Below are 14,919 nucleotides of genomic sequence, written 5' to 3'. Positions count from 1 at the left end.
GCCGTCATCCGGAGGCGGTCACAGCCGGTCATCCGGGCGGAACGGTCACGCGGTGCAGACGGCATTGTTCACAGGCCGGTGGAACCAACACCTCTGCCGCTGCGTCAGACCCACCATGGGAAATGATCCGTTCCGCGCCTCGCGGCGGCCCGCCCGCGTCCGGATGGTCGACGTGGCCCGCCGGTTGCGGTGGCGTGGCCTGCGCGGGGCGGCGCGGGTATCAGCCGCGGCGCTGGTCATCGGCGGGCTGGCAATGGCCTGCGCGCCGGCGGGCAGTGACCTGACGGCCGGCCCCGACTCCCCCGCCCCCGCCGCGCGCGGGGCGTCCGAGCCGGGCTGGCGGTCGGAGTCGTTCCGAGACCTGGTCGTGGATGTCCCGGCCGCCTGGGAACCCGCGCCGGCACCGGGCGGCGACTGGTGCGCCGCGGTCCAGGGCGGGCGGCGGGCGTTCCCCGACCGGCCGTACGTGGACAGTCGAGGCCCCCGCCGGTTCGAGATGATGATCGCCTGCCCCCACCCTGGGGAGGGGCCTGACCTGCATGGCGGTGGCGTACCTCGCGAGCACTGGTCGCCGCATGTCTGGTTCGCCCCCACGCCCGCCGCCGAGGGGGCCGAGGAGGTGGGGGACGGGCGGGCGAGCGCGCACGGCTGGACCCGGCTCGTCCGTACGGTCGGCTCGGCGAAGGTGTTCGTCCTGACCGACGATGCGCACCTCGGCGAGGCCGAGCGGATCATCGCCTCGGCCCGCCGGGCCGAGGTCGACCACCACGGCTGCGCCGCCAGCTCGCCGATCCAGGCCGGCGGGTTCGTCCGCCCGCCCGCACCGTTCGACGTGGCCCGGCTCGACGCCGTGGACACCGTCGCCGTCTGCCACTACGAGCTGCCCGGTCCGGGGGGCGGCCCCGGGCTGCTCGCCTCCCGCGAGCTCGGCGGCACCGAGGCGACCGCGCTGCTGGCGGCGATCAGGGCCGCGCCGGCGGGCGGGGGCCCGGACACGCCGGACACCTGCGCGAAGGACAGGTGGGGGGACACCGGGATCGTGCTCCGGCTGTCGGCCGGCGGGTCCGTCCACGAGGCCTACGTCTACTACGACTGGTGTTTCAACAACGGCGTCGATGACGGGACCACGCGGCGAGCTCTGACCACGGCCAGTCGATGACGGGACCACGCGGCGAGCTCTGACCACGGCCAACTGTGCCCCGCTCTGGTCGGGGCGCGTCCGGCAGTCGGGCGGAAGCGCCGCGCCCTTCCAGGTGTGCCACCCCGAAAGCGCGCCCGCGAACCCGACGAGGACCGGCTGACGAAGACCACCGTCGTCAAGGTCGGCCGAATCGCCTACTTCTCGATTTTCTGGGCCGCGGTTCGGACGTCGACCTTCGCGCCTGCTACCGCATGCGGGTGCCCAGTTCCTGACCGGCTGATCCGGGCGGTTTCCCGAGCGTGTTCGGGCAGCTGTCCGGAGCCGTGTTCGGTGTTGGTCCCGGCGCCTTTCACCCCAGCCTCAACCGGCCGTCGACGGCCCGGCCCGCGCGCCCGCCTATTCGGCCGGGCCGCCCGGCTCGGCCGCGGTGGACCGGGCAGCGGCCCGCTGGCCGCCCAGCAGGATCTCCGCTGCCGAGTAGGGGTCCCGCCGGCCGTCGGCCACCTCGTCGGCGAGCGCGGCCAGCCCGGGGTGCTCCCGCAGGCGCGACTGGGCCAGGGAGAGGATCTGTGCGTGCGCCCGCGCCGTGCGGCGGGCCCGGGTGTCCTGCCGGNGATGGGCGTCGATGGCCTCGACGAGGGCGGGCAGCCCCTCCCCCTTGGAAGCGACCAGCGTCAGGATCGGCGCGCTGACCTCCATGTGCAGGTCCCGCACGGTCTGCTCGGCCCCGTCGCGGTCGGCCTTGTTGACCACCAGCAGGTCCGCGACCTCCAGCAGGCCGGCCTTGGCCGCCTGGACGGCGTCGCCGGCGCCGGGCGTCAGCACGACGAGGGTCGGGTCCGCGACGGCGGCGATCTCGATCTCGGACTGCCCCACGCCGACCGTCTCCAGCAGGACCAGGTCGTAGGACAGCGCCGCCAGCACCCGCACCGCCGCCGGCACGGCCGCGGACAGCCCGCCCAGGTGGCCGCGGGCCGCCAGGGAACGGATCAGCACCCCCGGGTCGTTGGTGTGCGCGGCCATCCGGATCCGGTCTCCCAGCAGCGCACCGCCGCTGTAGGGCGAGGAGGGGTCGACGGCGAGCACCGCGACCCGCAGCCCGCGTTCCCGGTAGGCGCCGACCAGCGCTCCGATGGTGGTCGATTTCCCCGCGCCGGGCGGACCCGTCACGCCCACCACGCGAACGGGGGCCGGTGGTATGGCCGCCAGCGCCTCGTCGCGACCGTCACCTTCCACCATGCTGAGCAACCGACCGACGGCACGGAGTGAACCAGCGCGCGCGGCGGCGACAGTCTCCAGAATGTTCATCGGGATCCACCGGAAGGGTCGACGGTTGACACGCCGCGGGCCTCCGAACCGGAGTCCTGGATCTGATCGCCGGCCCGTGAGAACCGGGGCCGGCAGCCAACGGAAGACGTCGCTTTATGGATCGAGATCGCATTCATGAGAATGTTAGTCTTCCAGACTGAGAGCTTGGCTAGCAAGAGAGGGAAACGTTAATGGAGATCAGCGGAAACTCCGCGCTCGTCGTCGGTGGCACCGGCGGCCTCGGGGAGGCGACCGTCCGCCGCCTTCACGCCGCGGGCGCGAAGGTCGTGGTTGCCGACGTCGCCGATGAGAAGGGCAAGGCCCTGGAGGCCGAGCTGGGCATCCGCTACGTCCGCACGGACGCCACGAAGGAGGAGGACATCCTCGCGGCGATCGCCGAGGCCAAGGGGCTGGGCCCGCTGCGGATCTCGGTCGACACCCACGGTGGCCCGGCCGCCGGTGGCCGCCTCGTCGGCAAGGACGGTTCGCCGCACAGCCTCGACGCGTTCACCACCACGATCACGTACTACCTCACCTCGGTGTTCAACGTGACCCGGCTGGTGGCCGCCGCCATCGCGCAGGAGGAGCCGCTGGAAGGCGGCGCCCGCGGCGCCATCGTCAACACCGCGTCGATCGCCGGTTTCGAGGGGCAGATCGGCCAGATCGCGTACGCCGCCGCCAAGGGTGGCGTCATCTCCATGACGCTGGTCGCCGCACGTGACCTGTCGCCGCTGGGTATCCGGGTGAACGCGATCGCGCCAGGCACGATCAACACCCCGGCCTACGGCAAGGCCGCCGACAAGCTGGAGGCCTACTGGGGCCCGCAGGTCCCCTTCCCGAAGCGCATGGGCCAGTCGACCGAGTACGGCTCGCTCGCCGAGCAGCTCATCACCAACGACTACCTCAACGGCGAGGTCATCCGCCTCGACGGCGCGCTGCGCTTCCCGCCGAAGTAGTCCCCCCGCGGCGGTGGCGGGGGAGCTGCTCCCCCACCGCCGCCGCCGGCGGCACCCCGCGACAATCGCCGCCGCGGGGTGCCCGGCACCGCCCCGCCGCCCCGGGCCGGGCGGTCAGGCCTCGAGCCCGATGATCCGGGACGCGATGATGTTCTTCTGGATCTGCGACGTCCCGCCCATGACGCTCTGGGCCCGGCTGTAGAGGTAGGTACCCAGCAGCTCGGGGTCACGGGTACCGCCGGCCGCCAGCGAGGCGTGCCCCACCGACTGCTCGACCCAGGTCATCAGCAGCTTGTCCAGCGAGCCGTCCGGGCCGTGGCTGACCTCGTCGAGCTGCTCGGACAGCCGGCGCCGCACGTGCAGGCGCAGCATCTCCGTCTGCACGGCGGCCCACCGCAGCGACTCGGGCGGGGGCCCGTCGATGCCGGCGGCCAGGTTGCGGACGGTCTTGCCGTACCGCGCGGTGAACCCCAGCGTCGACGGCTCCCGCTCGTGGCCGACGACCGTCATGGCCAGCTTCCAGCCCTCGCCGGGCCCGCCGACCATCTGGTCGGCGGGCACCGTCGCGCCGTCGAACAGGACCTGGCCGAACTCCTTGGTGACCCCGCTCATCATCGGCAGCGGCCGCTGCTCGATGCCCGCCTGGTGCATCGAGACGATGAAGCCGGAGATGCCCTTGTGCCGCGGGGCACTCGGGTCGGTGCGGGCGAGGACCAGGCACCAGTCGGCCTCGTCCGAGTAGCTCGTCCAGATCTTGTGGCCGTTCAGGACGTAGTGGTCGCCCTCCAGCGTGGCCGTGGTGCTCAGGGAGGCCAGGTCGGAGCCGGCACCCGGTTCGCTGAACCCCTGGCACCAGCGCTCGGTGCCGTTGATCATGCCGGGCAGGAACCGCTGCCGCAGTTCCTCGCTGCCGTGCCGGCCCAGGCCGATCACCAGGTAGCCCAGGCTCGGCCGCGCCGGGGCGCCGGCGCGGGCCAGCTCCTCGTCGACGATCACGTCGTAGACGGCCGGCAGCTCCTGCCCGCCGTAGGCCTTCGGCCAGGAGGTGCCGAAGAAGCCACCCGCGTACAGGGCCCGGTGCCACTCCCCGGCCTTGGCCCAGTACTCGTCGCCCGAGGTGGGGAACTTCTTCGCGTTCTCGGCGAGCCAGTCCTGCAGCCGCGCGCGGAACGCGGCCTCCTCCGGCGAGTCACGAAAGTCCAAGATCGATCTCCTCCAGAGACACGGGGTACAGCGCGCCGGACGCCAGCGCGCGACGCAGGAAGACGTGGGCGAGGCACTCCCAGGTGTTGCCGATGCCTCCGTGCACCTGCACGGCCGTCTCGCAGATGGTCTGCGCGGCGCGCGCGGTGTAGACCTTGGCGACCTGGCCGGCCCGCAGCGCCTCGGCCGGGTCCAGTTCGTCGACCGCCCAGGCGGCGTACCGCAGGACGCTGATGGAGCCCTCGATCAGCGCGAGGCTCTCGGCGAGCAGGTGAGCGATGGCCTGGAACGAGCCGATGGTCCGGCCGTACTGCGAGCGCACCTTGGCGTACTCGCAGGCCAGCGCGTGGGCACCCCGGGCCGCCCCGAGGATGTCGGCGGTCGTGACGGTCAGGGCCAGCGCGTGCCAACGCTGCGCCTCGCCCGCCGGGATCTCGCCGACCGGTTCGAACGGCCCGGTGACCGCCGCGGTGGTCCGGGTGAGGTCCACACCGAACACGGGCTCACCGACGGCGACGGTGCCGACCGTGGTCCCGCGCAGGCCGAGGGCCGAGGGCAGGCCGCGGGCGTCCACCGCCTCGTCACCGACGGCGAGCGCGGCCGGGTCGCTGCCCTCGCCGAGCTTCGCGCGCAGGTCGTCGGCGAGCACGGGCCCGAGGAACGGGACGTCGACCAGCCCGCGGGCGAGCTCCTCGACGACGAGCGCGACCTCGACCCCGGAGGCGCCGTCGGAGCGCAGCGAGCGCCAGCCGGTGGCCGCCACCGCCTTCTCCAGCCGCTCGACGCGCTCGGCGTCGTCGAGGTCCAGCACGGACCCCGGGCCGAGGTCGTCGGCCAGCCGGGCGGCCGCGTTCCGCAGCTCGCGCTGCTCAGTGGTCAGACGTACGTCCATAGCGCTCCTTGAGAACTCGCCGCAGTACCTTGCCCGAGGGCAGGCGGGGTATTTCGTCCACGAACACGACCGCGCGCGGCCGCTTGTACGAGGCGAGGCGCTCGCCGACCCAGGCGATGAGCTCCGCCGCGTCGACCGGCGCCACGGGGGTGACGGCGGCGGTCAGGGCCTCGCCGTCGGCGGCGTCCGGGACGCCGAAGACCGCGCAGTCGGCCACCGCCGGGTGGGCGTGCAGCACACCCTCGACCTCGGCCGGAGCCACCTGGAAGCCCCGGACCTTCACCATCTCCCGCACCCGGTCGGTCAGCCGCAGCCAGCCGTCGGCGTCCAGCGTGCCCACGTCGCCGGTGCGGTACCAGCCGTCGTCGAACGCCTCCGCGGTCGCCTCGGCGGGGAGGTAGCCGGCCATCAGCGACTCCGCCCGGGCCTGGATCTCACCGGTCTCACCGGGGCCGAGCACCGCCCCGGACTCCAGCGACACCACCCGCAGGCGGACGCCGCCGACCGCCTGCCCGACGCTGTCGAGCCGCGCGCCGCCGACCGGGTTGCAGGCGATGACCGGCAGCTCACTCGCGCCGTAGGCCGGCAGCCAGCCCACGCCGGTGCGCCGGGTGACGGTCTCGGCGACGCTGGCGGTGACCGGAGTCGCCCCCCACATGATGTACCGCAGTGACGACAGGTCGTAGGTTTCCAGCGCCGGGTGTGACGCTATCGCCAACGCGATCGGCGCGACCGCCATCTCCACGGTGATCCGGTCGCGCTCGATCGAGCGCAGCATCAGCTCCAGGTCGAACCGGCGGTGCAGCCGCATCCAGGAGCCGGTCTCCAGCGCGGTGACGATGTTGAGCAGGCCGAGGATGTGCGACGGCGGGGTGGTGATCTGGATGCGGTCCGCGGCGGTCAGTCCCAGCGCGTCCCGCCAGTGCCCGACGGCGGCGGCGAAGGACCGGCGGGTGTGGCGGACCGCCTTGGGTAAGCCGGTCGTGCCCGAGCTGAACACCAGCAGCGCGTCCGCGTCGGGATCGGGGTCCGGAAACGGCCCGCCGGCCGCGGGGAACGGCTCGTCCAGGTGCCACATCGGCAGCAGGCGCCCGAGCGCCTCCTGATCTCCGACGGCGCGCCGGGCCCCGGTGATCGACAGCGCGTGCTCGATCTCGGCCTGTTTCCAGGAAGGGCTCAGCAGTACGATGGCCGCGCCCAGACGCCAGGCAGCCCGGACGGCCAGGATGAACTCGGGCCGGTTCGAGGCCATGAGCGCCACCCGCTCACCGGCCCGTACCCCGTGTTTCACCAGCGCCGCCGCCAACCCGTCCGTCAGCGTCTCGACCTGTGCCAGGCTGTACTTCCGTTCCTCGAAGACGAGCGCGGCTCGATCGCTCACTGCCGCTCCTTTCGAACGGTCACCACGCGGATCGATCGGGTCACCACGCGGAAGCAGTACTGGTGGGAGGCCCTGTGCGGATCCCAGCCCGCGTCCGGAAATTATATTCTCATGACAGTAGAATGTTCATACCAGAAGGAGGCCGTAGATGCCGAGACCCCCTCTGTTCCAGAGGGCGACCGTCACCCGGGTCATCCGTGAGACCGCTGACACGCGAACCTTCGTGCTCGCTCCCAGCACCGGGCCGTTCACCTACCGGGCGGGGCAGTTCTGCACCTTCCGGGTGCAGATCGACGGCGAGGAGCTGCTGCGCTCCTATTCGATGTCCAGCGCCCCCGAGACCGACACCGAGATGATGACGACCGTCAAACGGGTTCCCGGCGGACGCGTCTCCAACTGGCTGATCGACAATGTCTCCGCGGGCGACGAGGTGGAGATCACCGAGCCGCACGGAGTCTTCTGCCTGCGGGAGACCGACGCCCCGCTGCTGGGCTTCTGCGGCGGCAGCGGCATCACCCCGGTCATCTCGCTGGCGAAGAGCGCGCTGGCGGGCACGAAGCGCACCGTCCGCCTGCTGTGCGCCGACCGGGACCGGCCGTCGATGATTTTCGAGGCCGCCCTGGCCGACCTGGTCGCGCAGTATCCGGACCGGCTCACCGTGGTGCGCCACCTCGACACCGACGGCGGCTACCTGGACGCGGCCGCGATCAACGCCTTCGTCGGCACGGACACCGACGCCGACGTGTACGTCTGCGGCCCCGAGCCCTTCATGGACCTCGTGGAGGGCACGTTCCCCGGCCCCGGCCGGGTCTACACCGAGCGGTTCGGTGCCGCGGCGGTGACCGCCCCCGAGACCGAGGCCGAGGGCACCCCGGGCGCCGAGGCGGAGGTCGAGGGGACCGTCACCATCATCCTGCGCAACAAGAAGATCTCGGTGCCGCGGCGGCCCGGCGAGACCTTCCTGGAGAGCGCCCGGCGCGGCGGGCTGACCCCGCCGTTCTCCTGCGAGTCCGGCACCTGCGCCACCTGCATCGCGAAGCTGGTCGAGGGGACGGCGACGATGCGGGTGAACGAGGCCCTCACCGAGGACGAGATCGAGGAGGGCTACGTGCTCACCTGCCAGGGGGTGCCGGAGTCCCCGTCGGTGATCGTCCGCTACGAGTGACGCCACCGGCCGGCGGGCGGGCCGCGCAGGCCCGCCCGCCGGCCGGGCCGTCAGGCGGAGTCCAGCAGGTCGCCGTGTTCACCGAGGCGGGGCGGGGGGCCGTACGCGGGCTCGTGGCCGGTGACGCGGATCGGGCTGGCGACCAGCCGGAAGTCACCGGCCCGCACGACCATGTCCGGGGTGCGTTCGAGTGCCTCGGGCAGCGAGCGCACCTTGGCCGCCGGGACACCGAGGCGCTTCAGCCGCGTCTCCCAGTTCTCCGCCGTGTCGGCGGCGAGCGCCTTGGTGACGACGTCGAGCACCTCCTCGCGCCGGGACGCCCGCTCGGCCATCGTCGCGAAGCCCGTCACCCCAGCCTCGGCGGAGAACTTCCGCCAGAAGCCGTCGTGGGTGACGAACAGCGCCAGGTAGCCGTCGGCGGTGGGGAACAGCTGCGCGGGCACATAGTAGGAGTGCGCGCCGTTCGGCAGCCGGCGCGGCTCGACGCCGTCGTTGAGGTATGCGGAGGCCCGGTAGTTGAGCTGGGAGAGCATCACGTCCCGCAGCGAGACCTCCAGCTGCCCGCCGCGGCCGGAGACGATCTGGGCGAGCAGCGCGAGTGCCGCCGTCATCCCGGCCGAGTTGTCCGCGGAGGAGTACCCGGGCAGGGTCGGCGGGCCGTCGGGGTCGCCGGTGAGCGCGGCGACCCCGGTGGCGGCCTGGATCACGTAGTCGAACGCCGGGTCGTCGCCGGCGGAAAGCCCGAAGCCGGTCAGCGCCACACAGACGATCTTCTCGTTGTACGGCCGCAGCGCCTCGTAGGTCAGGCCGAAGTTCCGGATCGCCGACGGCTTGAGGTTGACCAGCAGCGCGTGCGCGTCGGCGACCAGCTCGTGCAGCCGGGCCTGCCCCGCCTCGCCGGTCAGGTCGAGGCGGATGCTGCGCTTGCCCCGGTTGAGGCTCGCGAAGTAGGCGTCGCTGACCTGCCGGGACAGGTCACCCCCGGGGGGCTCCAGCTTGGTGACCTCCGCCCCGAGGTCGGCGAGCAGCATCGTCGCGTAGGGGCCCGCGAGGATGTGGCCGACCTCCAGGATGCGGATGCCGGCCAGGGGTCCCGCGCTCATCTCACCTCCGCCGCGAGGGCCGCGATCACTTCCCGGGTCCGCCGCTTGGAGGCGACCAGCTCCTCGCGGTTGTCCCCGATCGGCAGCAGCCGGACGGACAGGTCGGTCACGCCCGCGGCGGCGAACGACCGGAAGCGGGCGAGGATGGCCTCCTCGTCGCCGGCGGCGGCGATGTCGCCGACGTTCACGGCGTCACCCTGGTCGAGCAGGCGCTGGTAGTTCGGGGATACCTCGGCCTCGCCGAGGATGCGGTTGGCCCGCTCCCGGGCCTTGTCGACATCCTGCGGCGCGCACAGGCACACCGGGATGCCCGCGACGACGCGCGGCGCCGGGCGGCCCGCGTCCGCCGCGGCCTTGGTGATGCGGGGTACCACGTGCTCACCGACGGCCCGCTCGTCGGCCAGCCACAGCACGGTGCCGTCGGCCTGCTCACCGGCGATCCGCAGCATCACCGGGCCGAGCGCGGCGATGAGCACCGGCAGCGGCGCGATCGGGCCGATCTCCAGCGGGTTGTGAATCTTGAAGGAATCGTTCTCGACGTCCACCGGGCCCGGCCCGTTCAGGGCCACCCTGAGGACCTCGAGATAGTCGCGGGTGAACGCGGCCGGCTTGTCGTAGGGCAGGCCGAGCATGTCCCGCACGATCCAGTGGTGTGACGGGCCGACACCGAGCGCGAGCCGCCCGCCGGTCGCCGCCTGCGCCGACAGCGTCTGGCGGGCGAGCGCGACCGGGTGCTGCGGCTGCAGCGGCACGACCGCCGTGCCCAGCTCGATCCGCTCGGTGCGGGCGCCCATCAGCGATACCGCGATCAGGGCGTCGAAGTCGGACGGCACCTGGGGTATCCAGGCGGTGTCCATCCCCGCGCTCTCGGCCCACAACACGTCGTCGATCATCCGCCCGACCTTGCGCGCGGAGTCACCCCGCTCCGGTCCGATCATCACGCCGACCCGCACAGGACCCTCCCGATCTCGTTACTTCGATGGCACGCTCGCCCGCGCACCGACGGTGCGCGGGCCCCGTCGACGACCGGCGCGTTCGTGCCCGCCGTCGGGGTCGGCGGGTGGTTCAGGTCGAGGTGGCTGTCGCCGTCAGCTCACGGACCTGGCTGACCAGCTCGTCCAGGGCGGTCCCGGTCGGGAACACCGCGGCGGCACCGGCCGCCAGCAGCCGCGGGACGTCGGCCGGCGGGATCGTCCCGCCGACGATGACGGCGATGTCACCGGCGTCCGCCGCCCGCAGCGCCTCGACGGTGCGGGTGGTCAGCGCGATGTGCGCGCCGGAGAGGATGCTCAGGCCGACCACGGCCACGTCCTCCTGCAGCGCGATCGTGACGATGTCCTCGATCCGCTGCCGGATGCCGGTGAACACGACCTCGAAGCCCGCGTCCCGCAGCGCCCGGGCGACGATCTTCGCCCCGCGGTCGTGCCCGTCCAGGCCGGGCTTGGCGACCAGTACCCGTGCCGGCATCAGAACACCACCGGCTGCTGGAACTCGCCCCAGACCGCCTTGAGCGCGGCGACCATCTCGCCGACCGTGCAGTAGGCGTTGGCGCAGTCGATCAGGTTGTGCATCAGGTTCCCGTTCCCCTCCGCGGCCTTCGCCAGGGCGTCGAGGCTCGCGCGCACGGCCGCGCCGTCCCGCTCCGCCTTCACCTTGGCCAGCCGCTTGAGCTGCCGCTCGCGGCCTTCGGCGTCGAGTTCGTAGGTGGCCAGGTCGGGTGCCGGCTCGTCGGAGACGAAACGGTTCACCCCGACGATCGGCACCGTGCCGCCCTCGATGTTCTTGTGCAGCTGGTAGGCCTCGTCCGCGATGAGGCCCTGCAGGTAGCCGTCCTCGATCGCCCGGACCATGCCGCCGTGCTGCTCCAGGTCGTCCATGATCTCGATGATGCGGGCCTCGGTGGCGTCGGTGAGCGCCTCGACGAAGTACGAACCGCCGAGCGGGTCGACGGTGCGGGTCACGCCGGTCTCGAGGGCCAGGATCTGCTGGGTGCGCAGCGCCAGCGTCGCCGACTCCTCGCTGGGCAGCGCGAACGGTTCGTCCCACGCGGCGGTGAACATCGACTGGACGCCGCCGAGCACCGAGGCCATCGCCTCGTAGGCGACCCGCACGATGTTGTTCTGCGCCTGCGGCGCGTACAGCGACGCCCCGCCGGCCACACAGCCGAACCGGAACATCGACGCCTTGTCGGCCGTCGCGCCGTAACGCTCCCGGACGATGGTCGCCCACCGCCGCCGGCCCGCGCGGTACTTGGCGATCTCCTCGAAGAAGTCACCGTGGGTGTAGAAGAAGAACGAGACCTGCGGGGCGAACTGCTCGATCGTCAGCCGCCCGCGCTCGATCACCGTGTCGCAGTAGGTGACGCCGTCGGCGAGGGTGAACGCCATCTCCTGCACCGCGTTGGCACCGGCGTCGCGGAAGTGCGCCCCGGCGACCGAGATCGCGTTGAAGCGCGGGACCTCCGCGGCACAGAACTCGATGGTGTCGGCGATCAGCCGCAGGGACGGCTCCGGCGGCCAGATCCAGGTTCCCCGGGAGGCGTACTCCTTGAGGATGTCGTTCTGGATCGTGCCGGTCAGCTTGGCCCGCGGCACCCCCGCACGCTCGGCGGCGGCGACGTAGAAGGCGAGCAGGATCGCCGCCGTGCCGTTGATCGTGAAACTGGTGCTGATCTTGTCCAGCNGGATGCCGTCGAAGAGCACCTCGGCGTCGGCGAGGGTGTCGACGGCCACGCCGACCCGGCCGACCTCCTCGGTCACCTCCGGGTCGTCGGAGTCGTACCCGCACTGGGTGGGCAGGTCGAGCGCCACCGACAGCCCCGTCCCGCCCTGGTCGAGCAGGTAGCGGTACCGGCTGTTGGACTCCTCGGCGGTACCGAAACCGGAGTACTGCCGGAAGGTCCACGTGCGGCCCCGGTAGCCGGAGGCGTAGTTGCCGCGGGTGAACGGGAAGCGCCCCGGCTCCGGTGGCTCGGCACCGCGGTCGGCGGGCCCGTACACCGGGTTCACCGGCAGGCCGGAATTGGTCTGGACAGAATCGCTCATCGTCGCTTCGTTACCTTCTGGAGACGGAACGTCAATACCGACCCCGGGCCCGTCCGCACGGCAACCGCCGGCCGCCGACCCCGCACAGGGACCTTCGAGGAATCGTTAACGCAGCTTGTCCTTCATCACTTTCCCCGACGCGTTCAGCGGGAGGCTCTCCAGGAACTCCACGTACCTGGGCACCTTGAAGCCGGCCATCTTCTCCCGGCTCCACGCGATCAGCTCGTCCGCTTCGACCGGCCCGCGCCGGACGACGAACGCCTTGCCGACCTCGCCCAGCCGCTCGTCGGGTACCCCGATGACGGCGGCCTGCGCGACCGAGGGGTGCTGCAGCAGGAAACCCTCGATCTCGGCCGGGTAGGCGTTGAAGCCCCCGACGATGAACATGTCCTTCTTGCGGCCGATGATGCGCAGGTAGCCCCGCTCGTCGAGCGAGCCGAGGTCACCGGTGTGCAGCCAGCCGTCGGCGTCGATCGTCTCCGCCGTCGCGACCGGGTCGTCCAGGTACCCCTGCATCACCGTGTACCCGCGGATCAGCACCTCGCCGTCACCGGCGATGGAGACCTCGACACCGTCGCAGGGCTTGCCGACCGTGGTGGCGATGTCCTCGAAGGAGTCCCCCGGCCGGGAGGCCGTCGCCGTCCCCGCCTCGGTGAGGCCGTAGCCGGTCATGATCGACTTGAACGGCAGCTCCTGCTTCATCCGCTGGATCAGCTCGACCGGGATGTCGGCCGAACCGGTCACGGCGCAGCGCAGCGAGGACAGGTCCGCGCTGCCCTGGGCCGCCAGCAGCGAGTGGTACAGCGTGGGCGGGCCTGGGAGCATGGTGATCCGCTCCCGCTCGATCAGCTCCAGCAGCCGGTCCATCTCCAGGACCGCCATCGGCACGATCGTCGCGCCNCGGATCAGGGCCGCGACGAGGCCGGCCTTGTAGCCGAAGTTGTGGAAGAACGGGTTGACGATCAGGTACCGGTCGCCCTCCCGCAGATCCGCCTGGAAGCACCACTCCTCGTACAGCCGGAGCGTCTGCCGGTGGTTCATCATGACGCCCTTGGGACGCCCCGTCGTCCCCGAGGTGAACAGAATGTCGGCAATCTCCTCACCGTCGGTGACCACCGGCGCGTCGAGCGGCGGGCCACCGGCCAGGAAGTCCGACTTGATGTCCACCGCGGGCACGGCGGTGAGCCCCGCGTACGACTGCCCGAGGAAGCCTTCCTGGACCAGCACCAGCTTCGCGCCGCTGCGGGTGAGGATGTCGTTCGCTTCCTCGGTCTTGTAGCGGGTGTTCACCGGCACCAGAACCCCGCCGGCGGTCAGCAGCCCGAAGGCCGCGATGATCCACTCGGCGGAGTTCGGCGCCCAGATCGCCACCCGGTCGCCCTTGGCCACGCCCGCCGCCGCGAAGGAACCCGCGGCGGTGCGGACGCGAGCCACCAGCTCGGTGTAGGTGAGGCGCAGCGTGCCGTCGACGACCGCTTCGGCATCACCGAAGCGGTCGCCCGCGCTCAGCACCATCTCCGGGATGGTCGCCCATTTCATCCGGCGATCAGCCTGGCCATGTTGCCACCCATGATCTTGGCCTTGTCCTCGTCGCTGAGGTCCTTGAGCACATCGATGTAGCTCACCGGGTCACCCAGGCCCTCGGGGTGCGGGAAGTCCGAGCCGAAGAGCACCCGGTCGATCCCGATCAGCTCCGCGAGCTTGCCCATGTCCTCCTCCCAGAAGGGGCTGACGTGGACGTTGCGCCGGATCACCTCGATCGGGTTCTCCAGGAACTGCTGCGGGTACTTCTTGTAGACGTCCTTGAGCTCGGCCAGCAGCGGGGCGACCCAGGAGGCGCCGTTCTCGATGACGGCGATCTTCAGGTCCGGGAACCGCGACAGCGCGCCGTGGCAGACCAGCGCGGCCACCGTGTCCTGGATGGGACGCCACTGGCCGATCATCCGGAAGGCGTCCGGCTGGAACGGCAGGTACTCGCGGACCTTGCCCTCCCAGTCCTGGGTGTAGCGGTTGTAACCGCTGTCGGACGAGTGCAGGCCGACCAGGATCTTGTGGTGCACGACCCGCTCCCAGAACGGGTCGAACTCCGGCAGGCCGAACGACCTGGAGCCGCCGTAGCCGGGCACCGGCGCCGGCCGGATCAGGATCGCCCGGGCACCGCGCTCCACCACCCACTCCAGCTCCTCGATCGCCTTCTCGACGATCGGCAGGGTGATGACCGGCGTGGTGTAGATGCGGTCCTCGTAGTTGAACGTCCACGTCTCGTACAGCCACTCGTTGAGGGCGTGGATGACGACGTGCGTCAGCTCCGGGTCGTCCCGCATGCGCTCCTCGATGAGGCTCGCCAGCGTCGGGAACATCAGCGTCCGCTCGAGGCCCTGCTCGTTCATCAGCTCAAGGCGGGACTTCGGCTCACGGAACGCCGGAATCGACCGCATCGGCTTGCCGATGATCTCGCGGTAGGACTTGCCCTCGGGGTTCCCGATGCGGAAGAACTCCTCCTGGGCACCCGGGCGGGCCACGACCTCGAAGGTCGGGTTGGGGATGTAGTCGCTGATCTGGCCCCGAATCGCGATCTTCGTGCGGCCGTCCACCTGGACGTACCGGATCGCGCCCTGGAACGCCTCGGGCAGGAACTTGGTGAAGGCGTCCTCGGTCTCGTACAGGTGGTTGTCCGCGTCAAAGACGGGGTACGGCGACACGCGCGTAGACATGAGATCCTCCCT

The 14,919-nt window shown here is 71.6% G+C and carries 13 protein-coding genes and 3 pseudogenes; 3 read left to right on the top strand and 13 right to left on the bottom strand.

What is annotated here, in order from left to right; translation table 11 throughout:
* Nucleotides 1-115 precede the first annotated feature (115 nt).
* Nucleotides 116-1,159, top strand: coding sequence for a hypothetical protein (locus UG55_RS00760; protein WP_242423529.1), 1,044 nt, complete (start codon nucleotides 116-118; stop codon nucleotides 1,157-1,159).
* Between the two features lie 378 nt (nucleotides 1,160-1,537).
* Here UG55_RS00760 and UG55_RS30870 read toward each other — a convergent pair.
* Nucleotides 1,538-1,754 (bottom strand): annotated as a pseudogene (locus UG55_RS30870) (methylmalonyl Co-A mutase-associated GTPase MeaB); the annotation flags it as partial.
* Between the two features lies 1 nt (nucleotide 1,755).
* Nucleotides 1,756-2,449: ArgK/MeaB family GTPase (locus UG55_RS00755; protein ID WP_255360392.1), on the bottom strand; the 694-nt coding region annotated here is incomplete at its 3' end.
* Between the two features lie 191 nt (nucleotides 2,450-2,640).
* On the opposite strand from UG55_RS00755, the gene UG55_RS00750 reads away from it, so the two are divergent.
* Nucleotides 2,641-3,405, top strand: coding sequence for an SDR family NAD(P)-dependent oxidoreductase (locus UG55_RS00750; protein WP_066061212.1), 765 nt, complete (start codon nucleotides 2,641-2,643; stop codon nucleotides 3,403-3,405).
* 114 nt (nucleotides 3,406-3,519) lie between these two features.
* Here UG55_RS00750 and UG55_RS00745 read toward each other — a convergent pair whose 3' ends face one another.
* The 3 genes from UG55_RS00745 to UG55_RS00735 are packed head-to-tail and all read right to left on the bottom strand — an operon-like array spanning nucleotide 3,520 to nucleotide 6,881.
* Complete coding sequence (locus tag UG55_RS00745) at nucleotides 3,520-4,608, bottom strand: acyl-CoA dehydrogenase family protein (RefSeq protein WP_066061209.1); 1,089 nt, start codon at nucleotides 4,606-4,608, stop codon at nucleotides 3,520-3,522.
* A complete protein-coding gene (locus UG55_RS00740; protein ID WP_066061206.1) occupies nucleotides 4,595-5,500 on the bottom strand; it encodes an acyl-CoA dehydrogenase family protein in 906 nt (301 codons plus the stop codon). Before UG55_RS00740 ends, UG55_RS00745 begins: the two co-directional genes overlap by 14 nt.
* Nucleotides 5,478-6,881 (bottom strand): class I adenylate-forming enzyme family protein, encoded by a 1,404-nt coding sequence (locus UG55_RS00735; protein ID WP_066061202.1) that lies wholly within the window; start codon nucleotides 6,879-6,881, stop codon nucleotides 5,478-5,480. Before UG55_RS00735 ends, UG55_RS00740 begins: the two co-directional genes overlap by 23 nt.
* 148 nt (nucleotides 6,882-7,029) lie before the next feature.
* Between UG55_RS00735 and UG55_RS00730 the strand changes: the two genes are divergently transcribed.
* Nucleotides 7,030-8,046, top strand: coding sequence for a ferredoxin--NADP reductase (locus UG55_RS00730; RefSeq protein ID WP_066061200.1), 1,017 nt, complete (start codon nucleotides 7,030-7,032; stop codon nucleotides 8,044-8,046).
* A gap of 50 nt (nucleotides 8,047-8,096) precedes the next feature.
* Here UG55_RS00730 and UG55_RS00725 read toward each other — a convergent pair whose 3' ends face one another.
* The 8 genes and pseudogenes from UG55_RS00725 to UG55_RS00700 all read right to left on the bottom strand — a co-directional run bounded on the left by UG55_RS00725 (nucleotide 8,097) and on the right by UG55_RS00700 (nucleotide 14,907).
* Nucleotides 8,097-9,149, bottom strand: a complete 1,053-nt coding sequence (locus UG55_RS00725) for a CaiB/BaiF CoA-transferase family protein (protein WP_066061197.1) — start codon at nucleotides 9,147-9,149, stop codon at nucleotides 8,097-8,099.
* The gene (locus tag UG55_RS00720; protein ID WP_066061195.1) at nucleotides 9,146-10,102 is read right to left on the bottom strand and encodes an LLM class F420-dependent oxidoreductase; all 957 of its coding nucleotides are present in this window, start codon (nucleotides 10,100-10,102) and stop codon (nucleotides 9,146-9,148) included. Before UG55_RS00720 ends, UG55_RS00725 begins: the two co-directional genes overlap by 4 nt.
* Nucleotides 10,103-10,214: 112 nt before the next feature.
* Nucleotides 10,215-10,616, bottom strand: a complete 402-nt coding sequence (locus UG55_RS00715) for a cobalamin B12-binding domain-containing protein (RefSeq protein WP_066061192.1) — start codon at nucleotides 10,614-10,616, stop codon at nucleotides 10,215-10,217.
* Nucleotides 10,616-11,831, bottom strand: a pseudogene (locus UG55_RS00710) (methylmalonyl-CoA mutase family protein); the annotation flags it as partial. The pseudogene UG55_RS00710 and the gene UG55_RS00715, both read right to left, overlap by 1 nt.
* A gap of 1 nt (nucleotide 11,832) precedes the next feature.
* A partial coding sequence (locus UG55_RS30865) for a methylmalonyl-CoA mutase family protein (RefSeq protein WP_242423528.1) occupies nucleotides 11,833-12,193 on the bottom strand: 361 nt, incomplete at its 3' end.
* Nucleotides 12,194-12,298: 105 nt separating this feature from the next.
* Nucleotides 12,299-13,093: pseudogene (locus UG55_RS30860) on the bottom strand (AMP-binding protein); the annotation flags it as partial.
* Nucleotide 13,094: 1 nt separating this feature from the next.
* The coding region (locus UG55_RS30855) for an AMP-binding protein (protein ID WP_242423527.1) at nucleotides 13,095-13,732 on the bottom strand (638 nt) is incomplete at its 3' end.
* Nucleotides 13,729-14,907, bottom strand: coding sequence for an amidohydrolase family protein (locus UG55_RS00700; protein ID WP_066061184.1), 1,179 nt, complete (start codon nucleotides 14,905-14,907; stop codon nucleotides 13,729-13,731). The genes UG55_RS00700 and UG55_RS30855, both read right to left, overlap by 4 nt.
* Between the last annotated feature and the right edge of the window lie 12 nt (nucleotides 14,908-14,919).

Source organism: Frankia sp. EI5c, assembly GCF_001636565.1.
Classification (GTDB): domain Bacteria; phylum Actinomycetota; class Actinomycetes; order Frankiales; family Frankiaceae; genus Parafrankia.
The sequence above is the reverse complement of the archived record's forward strand: the minus strand, read 5'-3'. Positions and strand labels throughout refer to the sequence as shown.

What these genes read in the sequence shown, in the direction of transcription:
- UG55_RS00740 (WP_066061206.1), bottom strand. Translation starts at nt 5,500, where the DNA reads ATGGACGTACGTCTGACCACTGAGCAGCGCGAGCTGCGGAACGCGGCC.
- UG55_RS00760 (WP_242423529.1), top strand. Translation starts at nt 116, where the DNA reads ATGGGAAATGATCCGTTCCGCGCCTCGCGGCGGCCCGCCCGCGTCCGG.
- UG55_RS00700 (WP_066061184.1), bottom strand. Translation starts at nt 14,907, where the DNA reads ATGTCTACGCGCGTGTCGCCGTACCCCGTCTTTGACGCGGACAACCAC.
- UG55_RS00750 (WP_066061212.1), top strand. Translation starts at nt 2,641, where the DNA reads ATGGAGATCAGCGGAAACTCCGCGCTCGTCGTCGGTGGCACCGGCGGC.
- UG55_RS00730 (WP_066061200.1), top strand. Translation starts at nt 7,030, where the DNA reads ATGCCGAGACCCCCTCTGTTCCAGAGGGCGACCGTCACCCGGGTCATC.
- UG55_RS00725 (WP_066061197.1), bottom strand. Translation starts at nt 9,149, where the DNA reads ATGAGCGCGGGACCCCTGGCCGGCATCCGCATCCTGGAGGTCGGCCAC.
- UG55_RS00715 (WP_066061192.1), bottom strand. Translation starts at nt 10,616, where the DNA reads ATGCCGGCACGGGTACTGGTCGCCAAGCCCGGCCTGGACGGGCACGAC.